Here is a 15,144-nt window from a genome sequence, read left to right on the forward strand (position 1 = left end):
ACATAGTCAGATAGCCGCGTGACAGGACGGCACAGCCGGTTGGTTCATCTTCCCGATTGCGCCGTCCCGCTCGACCCGGAACCATAAGCCGTGCTGGCCGCGGCCTGCTCGCGCATGATGACGGCTTCGGCGCGTCGCAGGCTGCCGGGACAGTCGCCCGTGCAGTTACTCAGTGGATTGTAGCCAGCCCTTTCAAGCCGCGCGAGTTCCGCGCGGACGTGCTCGCGTGTGACTGGGTCGCTCGATTGAGCGGACGCCAGTGCGGGAAGCAGGAAAACGGCGGCGATGATGGTGGCGATCGAGGCGTTCATATTTACCCTTTGACATGTGTCTGCCGCGTGTTGCAGCAGCGATGAGACGAATTACACACTAAGGGTAAATACTGAGTCTATTGAATTAAAAGGCCTGAGGCTTGAGCATTTGGTCAAGCCCGAACCATTCACTAAAACTTGTGCGTCATCCCCAACACGATGCCTCGCGCATACGCACCGGGCGCGGTCGGGATGCCGCTGTATTGCGTGCCGTCGAGCGTGTAATTTGCTTGACCGTGGTTATCGATCAAACCGGCGGCCGCGTAGAGACTCGTCGCTTTCGAAAGGAAGTACTCGTAGGTGAGACCGATCTGCTGTGCGTCTTTTCCCTGTCCGGCGCGATCATGGGCATAGCCGTACATGACCGAAAGCAGATTGAATGGATCGAGCAGATAAGACATGGAGGCTTCGTAAATGTCGCGTTCTTCGCTATTGTCCGTCTGCCGTTCCGACTGATACGCGAGATACATGCGCAGATTTCCCGCGCGATATCCCGCCGCCGCGCGCCATACCTTCTGCACCGAACTGCCGGTGGGATTGCCTTGCGATTCATATCCCGCGGACAGGCGAACCGGACCGTTCACATAGCGCGCGACCACGTTATAGAAGTGCAGGCCATTGCTTGGCTTCATCGTCTGGTCGCGCAAGGAGATCATGGCTTGCGCGCTCAAGCCGTAAATCGTGGGCGCAAAATAGGCGATCGCGTTGCTTGCGCGCACGGTCACATCCTGAAAGTTGTTGATCGGCGATGCAATACTTTTCACGGCAGTCGGATCGATTTCGCCGTTCAGAAAAAGATATTCGGGCTTCTTCTGACGGCCGATGCGCAACTCGCCGAACGGTCCGCTCATGCCGACCCACGCAAGGCGGTTCCATGCGGCGGTCGGATCGGTCGCTGCGCCCGTCACGCCGGAGAAGCCCTGTTCGAGCTGGAAATTGACACGATATCCGCCGCCGATGTCTTCGCTGCCTCTCAAGCCATAGACGGTGGCGAAGAGTCCGCTCGATACCGCACGGCCGACCGATCCCTGACCGCCGTTCTGAAATTCGATGCCGTTATCGACGATGCCATAAAGCGTCAAGGACGATTGCGCTTGAGCATTATCGAATGCGCTTGAAACGCAAAGCGCCAGGGGCAAAAGAATCCGCTTTTTCATGGTGTCTCCGGTTTTAATTATTGAATGTCGATGCGCGGTGACCGCGACGCGAACGTTCGCACCAGGCGCGACGAGAAGCCGCGCGTGTTATGGCTTAGCGGCCGATCGAGGCGATGTGCGTGCGTTGCGCGCCAGGCGAGGCGAGCTCACGCTAAAGGACGCGAGCCTTTATAGACGGTCGACGGCGCGAGGCGGTATCGGCTCTCGCGGCAGGAATCGAATGCAGAATAGAGGATTGCGAACGATGCGTCCCTGTACAAAAGTAAGGTTCGCCGGGATTTAAGTCCGTTTATGGCCTGTTTGTTAAGGGATCGCGTCTTCTCGCACCGGCCCTGAAGAAAAGTGCCATCGAAACTCAGTTTTGTGTAGGGACTCGGGCGACGCCTTGGCCTATTCTTGCTTCCATCCGGAAGATTCAATCGAACATAAGAGAAAGGGCATATGGAGACAAGCAAACCCGGAGTGACGCGGCGCTGGGCAGTGCTTGCGCTGCTCGCGCTCGGCGTACTGATTTCCTTCGTCGATCGTACGAGCATTTCGGCCACGCTGGCGGATGCGGATTTCATTCGGCATTTCGCGCTGAACGACGTGGATCGCGGCTGGATCAACGCGGCGTTCTTCTGGTCCTACGGCGTGTTTCAGATACCGATGGGCTGGGTCGCGGACCGCTACGGCGTGAAGTGGCCCTATGCGATCAGTTTCGCGTTGTGGTGTATCGCGACGGCCTTTATGGGGGCGGTGACCGCGCTTGCGAGTCTCGTCGTCATGCGGCTCATTATCGGCATGGCGGAAGCGATCGTGATTCCAGCCAGTTACCGCTGGATTCGAAACAACTTCGACGAAAGCCAGAACGGTCTCGCCGTCGGCATTCTCGCGATGGGCAACAAGTTCGGCCCCGCGCTAGGCGCACCCGTAGGCGCGTGGTTCATCGTGCATTACTCATGGCAGACGATGTTCGTCGTCACCGGCCTGGTCGGGCTGTTCTGGCTCGTGCCCTGGCTCACGATGGTGCGCAGCGACTTTCCTTCGAAGGAGCAGATCGCGATCTCGGATCAGCGCGCGCGCTCGGTGAGCCTCGGCAACATCATGACGAGTCCGGTCGTGTGGGGCGGCATGATCACCAACTTCTGCTACGGCTATTTCACGTTCTACTGCATGACATGGATGCCCGCGTATCTGGTCGAACAGCGGAACCTGTCGATCTCGCGCTCGGGACTCTTCACGTTCTTCAGCTTTGCGGGCATCGCGATCGTCGCGGCTCTAGCAGGGTGGGCGGCGGATCGTGTGATCGCAAGCGGCCGCGATCCGATCCTCGTGCGCAAGGCCTTCACCGTGACGGGCTTCGCGGGCGGCTGCACGGTGCTGCTCGGCGTTTATGCGAACTCGCTCGAGATGGCGTTGTTCTGGAACGTGCTGTCGCTCTCGCTGCTTGGTCTCGTCACCGCGAACAATCTCGTGCTGTCGCGTCTCACGCTGATTCCGAAGCAGGCCATCGGGCTCGTGACCGGAGTGCAGCAGGTCGCGACGAGTCTCGCGGGCGGCGTGGCCGCGAGTCTGTCCGGCTGGCTGCTGCACGTGAGCGGAAGTTACGACCTGCCGATGATGGTCATTCTCGGCTTTCTGGTGGTGGGTGCGATGGCCACCATCGTGCTCTATCGCCCTGAATGGGCGCCGAAAGTCACCGAACAGCAAGGCACGCTGCGACGCGCCTGAATGCCTGGACATCGTTGCACTCATCACATTCAAAAGAGAAACACCAAACATGGCGAAGATCGTATTCGGAATGGCGGTGCCGCACAGCGGCATGCTGGGTCAGGCTCCGGAGGACTGGCTCATCAACGGCGAGCGCGACCGCAACAACAAGGAACTGTGGTTTCGCAACCGGACCTGGACCTATCCCGAACTTGAAGCGCATCGCGAGGCAGCGTTCGAGAAGTTCCTGACTATCGAGGAACGCACGGCGCGCGCTCAACGCTGCCGCGCAGCGCTCGACAAGATGGCCGCCGCTTACCGAGAGGCGGAAATCGACGTGGCCATTATTCTGGGCAAGGATCAGAAAGAGATCTTCACCCACTTATCGCCGTCGATCGCCATCTACAGCGGCGCGCAAGTGCACAACGGTCCGCCGCAGCGCGCCGTGTATGCGCCGGATCGTCATGTGGTGCACGACTGCCATCCGGAGCTGGCGACTTACCTCATCGAATATTTTCAGCGCGAGAACTTCGACCTGACCGATCTCTTTGCGTGGCCCGACAACGTGTGGATGAAGCCGCTGCCCGAGTATCCCGTGGTGCCGCATGCGTACAGCTTCGTCTATCACCAGATCATGGGCGATGCGCCGCCGCCGCATGTGCCGGTCATCATGAACTGCTTCTATCCGCCGACGCAGCCGTCGATGTCGCGCTGTATCGAGTTCGGCCGCATCCTGCGCGACGCCGTCACCGCGTGGCCCGAAGACGTGCGCGTGGGCATCTTCGCGTCCGGCGGGCTGTCGCACTTCGTGAATGACGAGGAGTTCGATCATCGCATCATGAAGATGCTGGCCGATTACGACTATGACGGCCTGGCCGCGGTGGACGACCGCTCGTATCAGTCCGGCACATCGGAAATCAAGCTCTATGTGAGCGTGATGAAGGCCGTGCAGGAAACCCGGGCGCAAATGACCCTGGTGGACTATGTGCCGTGCTGGCGCACGCCCGCCGGCACCGGCGAAGGCATGGGCTTCATGTACTGGAAGGCCGCCGAGTGAGCGGTCTTCGTCGACACGACATCACGCCAGGGACGCAAAGCGGCATGCCGACCCTGGCCTGCTTATAACGACTGGAGACATGCTTTGTATTCGAGGATGTGTTTCATGAAGCGCGTGGCGGGACTCGTCGTCGGCGCATGCGTAGCGAGTCAGGGTGTCGCGAACGCGGCATCGGACGATATGAACGGTGCGAGCGGCACCATGCTGCTGAACCGCGTGGGACCCGTCACGTCCGAGTTGTACATCGCCAATGCGGACGGGACCGACGAGCACAAGCTCTTGCCAACGCCGGGGTTCGATTACCACGCGTCGTTCTCGAAGGACGGGCAGTGGATCGTGTTCACGTCCGAGCGCGACGGACTGGGCGAATCGAATCTGTATCGCGTGAAAATCGACGGAACGGGTTTGCAGCGGCTCACGGATCACGTCGCCGTGGACGATGCCGCGCAGTTCTCTCCCACCGCCCCCGATGTGATCGCGTTCGTCTCGTCACGCAAGGGCGAGGCGGGCTTCGGCACGACGAACGTGTGGACGCTGAACATCGCGACCGGCGCGCTCACGAACGTCACGGGCGCCATTGCTTTCGATGCGTCGAAGCCGCACAGCTACTTCCGGCCTTCGTGGTCGCCGGATGGCAAGTGGCTGGCGCTGTCGTCGGATATCGGCTCGGAATGGCGCGGCCATAATCTGCCGGTCGGTTGGGAGCGCACGCAGGAGAGCAGCATCTACGTCATTCGGCCCGATGGTTCGGGATGGAAGAAGATCGCGAGTCATTCCGGCTTCGACGACGGTTCGCCGTCTTGGTCACCGGACGGCACGCGTGTCGTGTTCTATGAGACGCCGGTCGAATCGACGTGGGGCGCGCACCGGCCGGAAGGCATCAACGCGGTCAGTTCGCAGATCGTATCGGTCGCGCTGAGTGATCTTTCCAGAACCTCGCTGACCTCGACGCCCGGTTTCAAGGTGTTTCCGCATTATCTCGATGCCACAAATATCGCGTATCACGTCAAGGGCGGCGACACCGAAGGCATCTACACAACGGCGGGCGCGTTCCGCTCGACGTCCAACTCGGGCATTCGCTCGCCGCAATATTCGGCTGACGGCAGGAAGATGGTCTACGAGAAGGTGACATTCCGCCCCGCGCATCCGAACGGCACGCCGATGTTCAGCTTCGATCGCGCGTGGAACTACAAATATATCGACGTGTTTCCGCAACTCTCGCTGGATCGCAAGCAGCTCGTGTACACGGAGAAGGCGATCGGTTCATCGATTGCGGTCATCAATACGGACTTCACCGGTTATCGCCGCATCTATGATTCGCAGACGAGCGGTCTCGATCCCGACATGATCAAGAAGGGACTGGCCGGCGCGTTCCAGCCGACCTGGTCGCCGGATCGACAGTGGGTTGCATTCGGCATCGGCGACTGGTTTTTCACACGCGGCGCGGGGCCGGGGCGCATTGCGCGTATCAAGGTCGATGGCAGCATGAACGGACATCCGGAGATTCTCTCGGACGGCGCGATGAATGCTGGCTTTCCGAGCTATTCGCCAGATGGAAAGAAGATCGTTTATCGCGTGTCTAACACGACGCTGCAAGGCCTGCGCATTCTCGATCTGGACACGCACACGACTACGGTGCTGACCAGTGGTCAGGACAATTTGCCGGGATGGTCGCCGGACGGCACGAGAATCGTCTTCACGCGCAAGCAGGTGAACGCGGACGATCCGAACAAGTTCAACTACGACGTGTTCACGATCCATCCTGATGGCACGCATCTCGAGCGCCTTACATCGGACGGCTCGAATCAGGGTCACGCCGTGTGGACCTACGACGGGCGCATCGCTTATAGCTCGGGTACCTATGGCTTTCGCGACGAGCTCGCGCTGTACGACAACAGCTTTCAGCCCGACGGGCAAAACTGGGTGATGGACGCGGACGGCAGCAACCCGCACGCCATTACCGACACGCTCTGGGAAGAAGCGATGCCGCTGTACGTGCCGAATCACTGAAGCACGAATTCGCGTGGTTAAAGGAAGGCGTCGTGGCTGTGCACGACGCTTTTTTTCTTGGGCATCGCCTTAGGGAAATTCACGCGCGCGGCTAACAAAAATGCCAGCGAATCTCACTTTTGTGTAAAGGCTCTGGCGCCTGATTTCAATACCATGACCTGGCGTCCTACTAAAGAACCAGGAAAACGACGCATCGAGACCCGCAGCAAACAAGCACACGTCGGATTCACTTTGACGCTTCAGACGTCACGCGAATCTAACCGGGTGGATAAAAAAGTGGATGGAGACATGAAGAAACTTTCGACAGCCCTGAAGAGGCCGCTGATTGGCGCAGCGTTGCTGTGTTGCGTGAGCGAATATGCCAACGCCGAAGTCTACACCGCGCCGAACGGCTTCGAGCCGCCTCAGGCAAAACAGACACAGGTGAACCCGACCGCGCCGTTGTCCGCGCCGAGCCTGAAGTCAGGCGAAGAACTGGGCGAGCCGCCCGTCACGTGGAACGACACTTACATCGGTTATCGATACGGCAGCGACTTTCATTACCCGGGCATTGCGAAGGAGGTGGCGCAGAACATCGGCTCCCTCACGACGACGGGCGGTTTTCGCTACGGCAGTTACGCGTTCAATGTGGATTACCTCGTGTCGAATTCGGCGAATCCGGAGGCGGGCGGTCCTTCGTCGGGCGGCGCGCAGGAAGTCTATAGCGTGGGCCGCGTGGAACTGAGCGCGGGCAAGATACTCGGCCGCTCGGTGGGCTTCGGCTTCATTCGTGACTATGGCCTGACGGCGGGCTATGAGTTCGGCACCAAGAACGATGCTTATGGCGAGCGGGCGCGCATGATTGTCCTCGGACCGACCATCGAATTCACCGTGCCGCACGGCTTCTGGAATATCACGGCGGGCTTGCGCACCGAGAGCAATCACAACGGCATTACCGGTCAGGACGTGCGCTTTCATACGGCGTGGCACATCGAGAGTTCATGGCTCTTTCCGTTCCGCGCGGGTCCGGTGCCGTTCGTTTTGCGTGGGTTCGCGAGCGTGACGGGCCCGAAGGGCAAGGACGGCTTCGGCGTCGAAACACAAACGGAATTCCTCACGCGTCTTTCCTTGCTAGCCGATCTCGGTTCGTTCGCGGGACATCCGCGCACGGTCTATGCCGGCGTCGGGTACGAGTACTGGCATCACATGTACGGCACGCCATCGAGCGCGGCGCCAGGCACCGTCACCTCCGTGCCCATGGTGATGGCGGAAATTCACTTCTAGGCCGAGTGCTCGAACAACGCGGGCTCGGTGACACAGTCGCGCAATCCGTCGAGCGGCTTCGCGCTGATTGAAAAAAAAGTCAGGAGACAAGGTGAAGAAGAAGCTATCCGCGCTGACGGGCGTGGCGTGCGCCTGCATGCTCAATCTGGCGCATGCGCAATCGGCGGTCACGCTTTACGGGATCATCGATAACGGCATCGAATATCGGAATACAACCGGCGGTTCGGTCGCGCGCGCCGTGTCGGGCGGATTGTTCGCGAGTCGTTATGGACTGAAGGGCAGTGAGGAAATCGGTGGCGGGCTGGCGATCAATTTCCAGCTCGAACAGGGTTTTTCCGGCGTGACGGGCGCAGCCGCCAACGCCGCGGCGGCTTTTAACCGGCAGGCGTGGGTCGGTATGTCGGGCGCATTCGGCGAAGCGCGCATCGGCTTGCAGAACACGCCGCAATACATGTTCATCAACCCGGAACTGGATCCGGTGGCCGTGATGAGCATCGGCTCGCCGATGAACAGCTTCAACAGCCTGACGATTCGCGAAAACAACGCGATCTCTTATTTCACGCCGACGCTCTACGGCGTGACCGCGCAGTTCATGGTCGCGATGCGCGACTCGACGACTCAACCGGTCAACGGCATTCAGTTCTATAACGCGGCCGTGCGCTACGTGAACGGGCCGTTTGGACTTGCCGCCGGCTATGAGCAGGCTGCCAACGCGACGGGCACATCGATCCTGAAGGTATTCAACGCGGGCGGATCGGTCACTATCGGCGCGGCGCGCTTTTATCTGGCGTATCACACGGAACGGCAGACCGACGACAGCGTCAAGCGCGACGTCTATGAAGTGTCCGGCGCTTATTCTTTCACACCGGCAGACCAGCTCTCGCTCATGTACGGTTACGCGCACGACCGGCTGGGGCAGGGCAACAATGCACAGCAGATCGGCGTCACCTATTCGTATTCGCTCTCCAAGCGAACCACGCTCTACGGTTCGGCGGGATTCATTCAGAACCGCAATCAGGCCAGATTCACGCTCAATGGCACGGGATATACCGGTCTCGCGGTCGCACCGGGCACCGATTCGCGCGGTGTGATCGTCGGCATGGTGCATCGGTTCTGATCGATGTGTCGGGGTAAATTGCAGGCGCGTCGCGCGGAATTATATGGAAAAATTTCTATCGTTTTCGCGACCCTTCAGCGGGTTATGATCTCCTGGTCGTTAAGTCCCGCGTTACCTCGGGACATCGCAAGATGCAGCGCCCCAAGCTGCTGCACATGGTTGGAAAGCAGACGGCGGTCGTCAGGGCCGGTCGTCACGGCCAGTCAAGGAGAGGCAATGACACGCGGTGCCTCGGGGAAAAATCCGCCCCGATCCCAGCTCACGACGGTTCCGAAGGTTCGGCTCTATGTCGATGAACCCGAGGAAAATCAGTGGTTCGTGCATGTCGGCCATGTCACCGAGCGCGGGCGCTGGCGTACCGAGCCGCACGCGCATCCGGAATATGGCCAGCTCATTTTCGTGCGCAACGGGCGCGGCGTGATGAACCTCGAAGGCCGCAGCGTGCCGTTCGAAGGACCGTGCGCGCTGCTGCTGCCGACCGAATGCGTTCACGGCCTGGACTACGAGTACGACGCCGACCGCTGGGTCGTGACCATCGAAGTGTCCTATCTCGCGCAGGTCAATGCGCGGTTGCACGAATTCATCGCGCTGTGGGCATCGCCGCGCGTGATTTCGCTGACCGATTCCGACGCGGCCGGCATCGATGTCTATAACCTCATTCGAAGTCTCGCGCAGGAAGTCGATTCGGATGCCGTGGGCCACGTAACGGGAACCGAAGCGCTGCTGACCCTGCTGCTTCTCAGGTTGCTGCGCGAAGCGAGCCTCGACGAGACAGGCAACGAATCCGGTTCGCGTCACGATATCCGCGTGGTTGAACGCTTTCGCAAGCTGATCGACGAGCATTTTCGCGAGAACCTGCCTTTGCAGGACTACGCATCGAGGATGGCCATCTCGCTGGTGCAGTTGCGCGCGGCGTGCGCGTCGGCGGCGGAGCAGAGCCCGACCAAGATGATCCATGCGCGCATCATCACCGAGGCCAAGCGCAATCTCATCTTCGGCGACCTGTCGGTGGAACAGATCGCTTTCGGGCTCGGCTTCGCGGACGCCGCGTATTTCACGCGCTTTTTCCGTCGAGAAGTGGGGCAGGCGCCGAGTCAGTTTCGCGCGGCGGCACGGCAGCAGCAGCCGCAACGGAAGGCATCGTCGCAATAGCACGGCGCGCCCGGGTGACGATGAAAAAAGTCCAGGCGAATCGTCGAATTTTGCCGGGACGCGCGGTGCGGGATCGAATAGGCTAGTCATAACGTCATCCGCCATTCGACCATGTTTCATTTCTTTCGAAGCACCTTGTCGGTTTTCGTGCTGCTGCTCGCGGCGGCGCCGTATGCCAGCGCCGCGGGGCCCGCGCAGGACGCGCCGCACGAATGGGTCTACGTGGGCACGCAGGATCATCGCATCGAAACCTTGCGGCTCAATACATCGAGCGGCGAGCTGGCGGTCGTTTCATCGTCCGTCGGTGACATCCGGGCTACGTGGCTGATGGCGCATCCGCGCCTGCCGGTGCTCTATGCGGTCGACGACCAAAGCAAAAAATCGGGCAGCGTGACCGCTTTCGGCGTGAACCGCGAGACGGGTGATCTTCGGCGGCTTGCCGTGGTCGCGACAAAAGGCATCGGTACCACGCATCTCACCTTCGATGCATCGTCGGACACGATTCTCGCGGCGAATTACAACAGCGGTTCAGTGTCGAGCCTCGCGGTTCGGGAGGGCGAGCCGCAAGCGCCCGCATCGACGATCACCGAACGCGGCTCCGGCCCGAACAAGCGGCAGATGAGCGCGCACGCGCACGACGCGGTCGTCGATCCATCCGGACGCTACGTGCTCGCGCCCGATCTCGGCGCGGACCGCGTGTTCGTCTATCGCTTCGATCGATCGACGCACACGCTCTCAACGAATGACGCGAACTCGCCGCACGATTTCGTTGCACCGTTCGGCAGCGGACCGCGTCATATCGTGTTCGGCGTGGATGGGCGCTTCGCATATCTCGTCACGGAGTTGTCCGCCGACGTCATGGTGTTTCGATGGGATGCGCGGCAAGGGCGCTTAACGCTCGCGCAATCATTGCCGATTTCCACGGCGGGATTTGCGGGCGTGAAGAGCGGCGCGGAAATCACGGTGAGCGGCGATGGGCATTTCGTGTATGTGGCCAATCGCGGCGAGAACCAGATCGTCGTCTATCGTGTTGATGCTGTGAGTGGAACGTTGTCGGAGATTCAGCGTGTCGCGTCGGATGGCTCGAAGCCGTGGAGTTTCGGCATCGATACGACAGGGCGGTGGCTGGTGGTGGCGAATCAGGAAAGCGGTACGGTGAATGTGCTGGCCATCGACCGGAAATCGGGGTTGCTGAAGAGCGCGGGACGTTCGGTAAAAGTCGAGCGTGCGGTGACTGTTGCGTTTGTAGTTGGATGATCGATGTATGCAGTGTGCCGTTGGCACGATTAGCGTAGCGGGTTCGCAGAGTTTGGCAGTGGGCGCGAAGATTACGTCGTCGCGGGGAAATAAAGTGTCATGAACGGTGAGAGCAACCCTCACGCCTGACTCGCCGCTTCTCAGATCGGATGCGTCGTCACTTTGACGCTACTCCGCGCTGTGCCGATGACAATGCGGTGAGGGTGAATTAGACTGTGGTCTATTGGAAATGCAATGCACGGTCGGCGACGTAGCGACGTCTCATTCCGTTCGCATGGCGGATGTCATGGACCCACCGGCGTAGTGGCTGTTGAGGGTCGGGTTCTGCCTTCTGTCGCCTGCATCAGGTTTGAAGTAAACGACGCGCGCACACGCAGAATCATTTCATTGCGTTGCGTTGCGACGCTATAGCGCAGGAATGTCCGAGCGAATCGAGCATGCAGCACTCGTGCTTGTTGAGCAGACCGCGTGAGAGGCAACGTCGCAAGACTGACTGTCGCGCGGGCGCCTGCCGAAGCGAGCTCAGCCGTTGCCAGCAGCCGCTGGTCTGTGGCTGGGAAAAACAAGGACTTATCAAAGACGAGTTTCCGCCACAATCGGTCAAAGCATGGGGTTTTAAAACCCGAATGAAATGACATCGCATGTCATTGCTAAATCTCCGCCTTGCCAGCCATATTCGATTTTGTAGTTCGTTTCGATGCCTTTGCAGAATTCGCCCGTCTTGTCGGCAAAGGTTCGAACCTGCGAGAATTTCCACAAGCTGGTGTGCTGTGGGTCGTTCTCCATGGTGTAGAGATAAACAGAATTACACAGGCCCTGCGGCCGGACGTTGGCGAGCCATTTGTTTGGTCCCACCTTCTTGAATTTGACAGGGTCGTTTTGAAAAACCATGACTTTACAGGTTTTTGTTTAGGCAAGCGTTGATTGTTGAACCCACTTCTCGAAGTTCCGCCATCGTCGGGTTATTACATAAGCTGAACAGCTCCTGCAACTGTCGGATCGTCAAAGCATTTTTGCTCGTCTGGGCATTCCGTTCGACTTCCGCTCGGCGCCTAAGAATGTCGGTGGAGATCCGATCAGTTACCTTTCTTGGGTCATTGCCCGCCTCTGCACGAACATCATCAATCCGCTTTGTTACTTCAACCGAGAATTTCGCAGGATCCAGCGCGTAGTGAACCGACAGCTGAGTAAAGCGACAGATAACTTCCGCGCTGGAGGACGTGAAATCGAGGCATGGTCACAGAACGATTGCTCCCCTATCCAGTCGGTGACCGCAACACCCTCAAGTTGCCACTCACGGCATTATTCGCGATGATTCGCGCTCTTTCCCAAACGACGCTCCACAGTTCATCGGCGAGCTCGCACTCTTCTATGAGCCACCTTGTCATGCGTATCTGCTGCTGCAGCACACACCAGCGTATTGACTTCGCGAGTTGCTCGGTCATTCGCACGCCATAGCCATCCAGAAACGCGCGCCACATCTGGTCTGGCTCCGCCTGCATGCTAGCCTCTAGCCAAAGTGCGATCGCCGCGATATCAATGACTTGCGGACCCCGTCCACAATCGTCGAAGTCAAAAAGGGTGACCTGATTGCCCAAGATGCGCATGTTTTGCGGCCGCACATCGCCATGGCAGAAGCACCACGGTGCCGAGCGCGCCATCGGCGCCTTCGCGTTTCAGCGACGCGATTGCATCGGCGAGGTGATCCGCTGTGGCTTTAGAATGCAGTGCGATTTTTTCGATGGACCCTATTGCCGTGCTTAGCCCGGGTGAGCGCGACGGCGCTAGGGTGCTCAGGACCGGCTGCCGATGCAGGTCCGCGAGCGCGACACCGATAAGCGCGTAATCGCTTGGGCGATCAGCAGGTTCGTTTCCGCCAACGGGCTGGAAGACAGTAGCAAATCGCGTGGAACCGTCCGGGAGTGTCAGCGTTGAAACGTTCGACCCAAGGCGACTCGCAATCGGTCGACCTGCATCCAGCGCGGGCGTCGCTTGGATGGCATTCAGCACTGCCATCTCGGCGTGGATGTCCTCGAGCGATCGGTCGTGGCGGCAGAGACGGACATACGCGATCGCTTGACCCGTCGCCGCACTGAGCCGCATGGTCCAGTTGGCACCGGCAACGACAGTTTCGACCTCGCCCCGAAGGTGATAGAGATCGCGGAGGTGGGCCGCGACGACTGCCTCGCCTTTCTCGCGGTCAGTCGGCCTCATCGTGCGCTGTGATGCTGAGTCCACGCGACGATTCGTCCGAACGCGTCACGAATGTTTGCGGGACTCGCGTAGACATGATCTTCGCCCCAATAGCGGACGAACTCGACGGGCTTGCCTTGCCGGCTCAAGGCGACGAACATCGCCTCGGATTGGGCGATCGACACGTAGTCGAGGTCGCCATGCATCAGCAAGAGCGGGGCTTCGATTTTGTCGGCGAACAGTATCGGGCTATTGCGCATGTAGGAGGCGGGGTCCTGCCACGGCGGGCGGGAAAGATGAAAGAAGTCTTCGCACATGTCGGCGAAATGGAATTCCGCCTGGTGCCTCGACTCATAGCGCCAGCGCGGATCAAGCTGGCCATGAAGTGCGATCAGGTCCGAGACTCCGGCCAGCGAAATGCCGGAACAAAAATGCCGCGTCTTCGCTAGCAGCGCCATAACGGCCCAGCCGCCGGCACTTTGCCCGAAGACATGCACACAATCCCGGTCAATGATTCCTGCTCGTTCCGCTGCGTCCAGCGCGCGTCCGGCGCCCGTAGCGACCGCGTCGATCAAGTCGCCATCGGTGTTCTCGTCGAAAGGAAGATCGGGGTCCAGCACGACATAGCCTTGCGCTGCAAAAAGATGAGCGTTGTAAATGAAAGTCGGCCCTTCGACGAGCAGCGGAGCATCCGGATTGGCCGCTCGGTCGAGCGTCGGATAGACGAACATGACAGCCGGACGGCGGTCGCCCTCTCGCCAGTCCGGTGGCAACACACAGCGCATGGTCGTTACGCGGCCGCCCGGCAGTTCGTATTGGACCTCGAACGCTCTGCCGATGCGCACACCCGCTAGGTGCCCGTTGATTCGCAAGATAGTTCGCCATCTCTCGTGGCCGCGCAGCCATAAAAGTTCGGCCCCGGTGTTGCCGCGCGCGACCACCATGCGCTCGTCGGTCGCTTTATCATGCCAAAGTTGACGGTCGGTAGGGCGCATGGCCGTGTCAATGACGTCCGGATGGCTCGACGTTGTTTCGTCGCTTGCAAGCGCGGCGACGCCAGGATGCGCCGTATTCGGCTCGGTAACGGTTGAGATGCTTCGGTCCACGAGCGAGACGGTCACCTGTTCGTGGGGCGGCCGCTTCCTTCCGCCTTGTTTGACCGTCAGCCTGTTACCGGTAGAGTGTTGGCCCACCTGCATCGCGGCCCAGGCTTTTGGGGCGGCTTCGATTGTCGACCTTGCGCTCTCGATTCCGGCTGCACGGCGACCCGCGGGAACGACAAGAACGGAGAGGGTGTCGTCGTCGACCCATCGAAGTGACGGTTGCCCCTCGAATTCCATGGCGACGTCGCGATCAGCGATGGTCTCGACGCTGACGCTGTCTAGGTCAACTATGCACAGCCGAACCCAGTCGCGATGCGCGGCGATTGCGGCTATAAGTTTCCCGCTCGGCGACCAGTACGGCGATGTGATGCCCGCGCCGTCTGGTCCGCTGACGATGCGCGCGCTCCCGGTCTCGACATCGATGATATGTAACCGACCATGGTCGGCCCCCCAGAGAAACGGTCGCGTGGAACTCGGCAGTCCCGCGAGCCCTGCCGTCACGGAAACTGCAATGCGCTTCCGATCAGGACTCACGTCGAGGATCGGAATATGGGAGCCGTCTAAGCTTTCGAATGCTAGGACATCGTCGAGGCTCAGTGATCGGGGCGACGGATTTGAAGTGAGCATACGGCGCGCTTCGCGTTGAACGAAAGAACACATCCTATAATGCGTTCGCCAGGAGTTGCACGAAACCCTTTGTTGGTCGCGGCATCCTAAAGCGGCGCTGACCATCCGCGGTGCATGTCTTCAAAATGGCCTGTCGAGCCGAAGCATTCCTACTTGGGCGGGGCCACCTTCGGCCCCAACCGGCCGTTCGACATGCCGGCGTAAA

General features: G+C 59.9%; 13 protein-coding genes. 7 read left to right on the top strand and 6 right to left on the bottom strand.

Going from position 1 to position 15,144, the window contains the following annotated elements; all coding sequences use genetic code 11:
* Positions 1 to 44 precede the first annotated feature (44 nt).
* Positions 45 to 311 (bottom strand): DUF4148 domain-containing protein, encoded by a 267-nt coding sequence (locus tag NCT05_RS30755; RefSeq protein WP_250437690.1) that lies wholly within the window; start codon positions 309 to 311, stop codon positions 45 to 47.
* A gap of 131 nt (positions 312 to 442) precedes the next feature.
* Positions 443 to 1,468 (bottom strand): porin, encoded by a 1,026-nt coding sequence (locus NCT05_RS30760; protein ID WP_250503924.1) that lies wholly within the window; start codon positions 1,466 to 1,468, stop codon positions 443 to 445.
* 441 nt (positions 1,469 to 1,909) lie between these two features.
* Here NCT05_RS30760 and NCT05_RS30765 point away from each other — a divergent pair, with 441 nt between their 5' ends.
* The 7 genes from NCT05_RS30765 to NCT05_RS30795 all read left to right on the top strand — a co-directional run bounded on the left by NCT05_RS30765 (position 1,910) and on the right by NCT05_RS30795 (position 11,016).
* Complete coding sequence (locus NCT05_RS30765) at positions 1,910 to 3,181, top strand: MFS transporter (protein WP_250437692.1); 1,272 nt, start codon at positions 1,910 to 1,912, stop codon at positions 3,179 to 3,181.
* A 49-nt stretch (positions 3,182 to 3,230) separates the two neighbouring features.
* Positions 3,231 to 4,217 carry a DODA-type extradiol aromatic ring-opening family dioxygenase gene (locus NCT05_RS30770; RefSeq protein ID WP_250437693.1) on the top strand — a complete coding sequence of 329 codons (987 nt, stop codon included), beginning with the start codon at positions 3,231 to 3,233 and terminating at the stop codon, positions 4,215 to 4,217.
* 105 nt (positions 4,218 to 4,322) lie between these two features.
* Positions 4,323 to 6,227, top strand: coding sequence for a TolB-like translocation protein (locus NCT05_RS30775; RefSeq protein WP_250437694.1), 1,905 nt, complete (start codon positions 4,323 to 4,325; stop codon positions 6,225 to 6,227).
* Positions 6,228 to 6,515: 288 nt separating this feature from the next.
* Entirely contained in the window at positions 6,516 to 7,490 is a 975-nt protein-coding gene (locus tag NCT05_RS30780; protein ID WP_250437695.1) for a hypothetical protein, read from the top strand.
* Between the two features lie 91 nt (positions 7,491 to 7,581).
* Positions 7,582 to 8,607 carry a porin gene (locus NCT05_RS30785; RefSeq protein ID WP_250503925.1) on the top strand — a complete coding sequence of 342 codons (1,026 nt, stop codon included), beginning with the start codon at positions 7,582 to 7,584 and terminating at the stop codon, positions 8,605 to 8,607.
* Positions 8,608 to 8,823: 216 nt separating this feature from the next.
* Complete coding sequence (locus NCT05_RS30790; RefSeq protein ID WP_250437697.1) at positions 8,824 to 9,759, top strand: helix-turn-helix domain-containing protein; 936 nt, start codon at positions 8,824 to 8,826, stop codon at positions 9,757 to 9,759.
* Positions 9,760 to 9,894: 135 nt separating this feature from the next.
* Positions 9,895 to 11,016, top strand: coding sequence for a lactonase family protein (locus tag NCT05_RS30795; protein ID WP_250437698.1), 1,122 nt, complete (start codon positions 9,895 to 9,897; stop codon positions 11,014 to 11,016).
* 615 nt (positions 11,017 to 11,631) lie between these two features.
* Here NCT05_RS30795 and NCT05_RS30800 read toward each other — a convergent pair.
* The 4 genes from NCT05_RS30800 to NCT05_RS30810 form a co-directional block, all read right to left on the bottom strand.
* The gene (locus NCT05_RS30800) at positions 11,632 to 11,907 is read right to left on the bottom strand and encodes a hypothetical protein (RefSeq protein WP_250456979.1); all 276 of its coding nucleotides are present in this window, start codon (positions 11,905 to 11,907) and stop codon (positions 11,632 to 11,634) included.
* Positions 11,908 to 12,272: 365 nt separating this feature from the next.
* The gene (locus tag NCT05_RS37060) at positions 12,273 to 12,677 is read right to left on the bottom strand and encodes a phosphotransferase family protein (RefSeq protein WP_350030096.1); all 405 of its coding nucleotides are present in this window, start codon (positions 12,675 to 12,677) and stop codon (positions 12,273 to 12,275) included.
* The gene (locus NCT05_RS30805; protein WP_250503926.1) at positions 12,589 to 13,230 is read right to left on the bottom strand and encodes an aminoglycoside phosphotransferase/kinase family protein; all 642 of its coding nucleotides are present in this window, start codon (positions 13,228 to 13,230) and stop codon (positions 12,589 to 12,591) included. Before NCT05_RS30805 ends, NCT05_RS37060 begins: the two co-directional genes overlap by 89 nt.
* Positions 13,227 to 14,972: an alpha/beta hydrolase family protein gene (locus NCT05_RS30810; protein ID WP_250503927.1), complete on the bottom strand. Its 1,746-nt coding sequence runs from the start codon at positions 14,970 to 14,972 to the stop codon at positions 13,227 to 13,229. The genes NCT05_RS30805 and NCT05_RS30810 overlap by 4 nt, the downstream gene beginning before the upstream one ends.
* Positions 14,973 to 15,144 lie beyond the last annotated feature (172 nt).

The organism is Caballeronia sp. AZ7_KS35 (genome assembly GCF_023631045.1).
GTDB lineage: Bacteria > Pseudomonadota > Gammaproteobacteria > Burkholderiales > Burkholderiaceae > Caballeronia > Caballeronia zhejiangensis.

What these genes read in the sequence shown, in the direction of transcription:
- NCT05_RS30765 (WP_250437692.1), top strand. Translation starts at nt 1,910, where the DNA reads ATGGAGACAAGCAAACCCGGAGTGACGCGGCGCTGGGCAGTGCTTGCG.
- NCT05_RS30805 (WP_250503926.1), bottom strand. Translation starts at nt 13,230, where the DNA reads ATGAGGCCGACTGACCGCGAGAAAGGCGAGGCAGTCGTCGCGGCCCAC.
- NCT05_RS30790 (WP_250437697.1), top strand. Translation starts at nt 8,824, where the DNA reads ATGACACGCGGTGCCTCGGGGAAAAATCCGCCCCGATCCCAGCTCACG.
- NCT05_RS30760 (WP_250503924.1), bottom strand. Translation starts at nt 1,468, where the DNA reads ATGAAAAAGCGGATTCTTTTGCCCCTGGCGCTTTGCGTTTCAAGCGCA.
- NCT05_RS37060 (WP_350030096.1), bottom strand. Translation starts at nt 12,677, where the DNA reads ATGGCGCGCTCGGCACCGTGGTGCTTCTGCCATGGCGATGTGCGGCCG.
- NCT05_RS30770 (WP_250437693.1), top strand. Translation starts at nt 3,231, where the DNA reads ATGGCGAAGATCGTATTCGGAATGGCGGTGCCGCACAGCGGCATGCTG.
- NCT05_RS30755 (WP_250437690.1), bottom strand. Translation starts at nt 311, where the DNA reads ATGAACGCCTCGATCGCCACCATCATCGCCGCCGTTTTCCTGCTTCCC.
- NCT05_RS30780 (WP_250437695.1), top strand. Translation starts at nt 6,516, where the DNA reads ATGAAGAAACTTTCGACAGCCCTGAAGAGGCCGCTGATTGGCGCAGCG.
- NCT05_RS30775 (WP_250437694.1), top strand. Translation starts at nt 4,323, where the DNA reads ATGAAGCGCGTGGCGGGACTCGTCGTCGGCGCATGCGTAGCGAGTCAG.
- NCT05_RS30810 (WP_250503927.1), bottom strand. Translation starts at nt 14,972, where the DNA reads ATGTGTTCTTTCGTTCAACGCGAAGCGCGCCGTATGCTCACTTCAAAT.
- NCT05_RS30800 (WP_250456979.1), bottom strand. Translation starts at nt 11,907, where the DNA reads ATGGTTTTTCAAAACGACCCTGTCAAATTCAAGAAGGTGGGACCAAAC.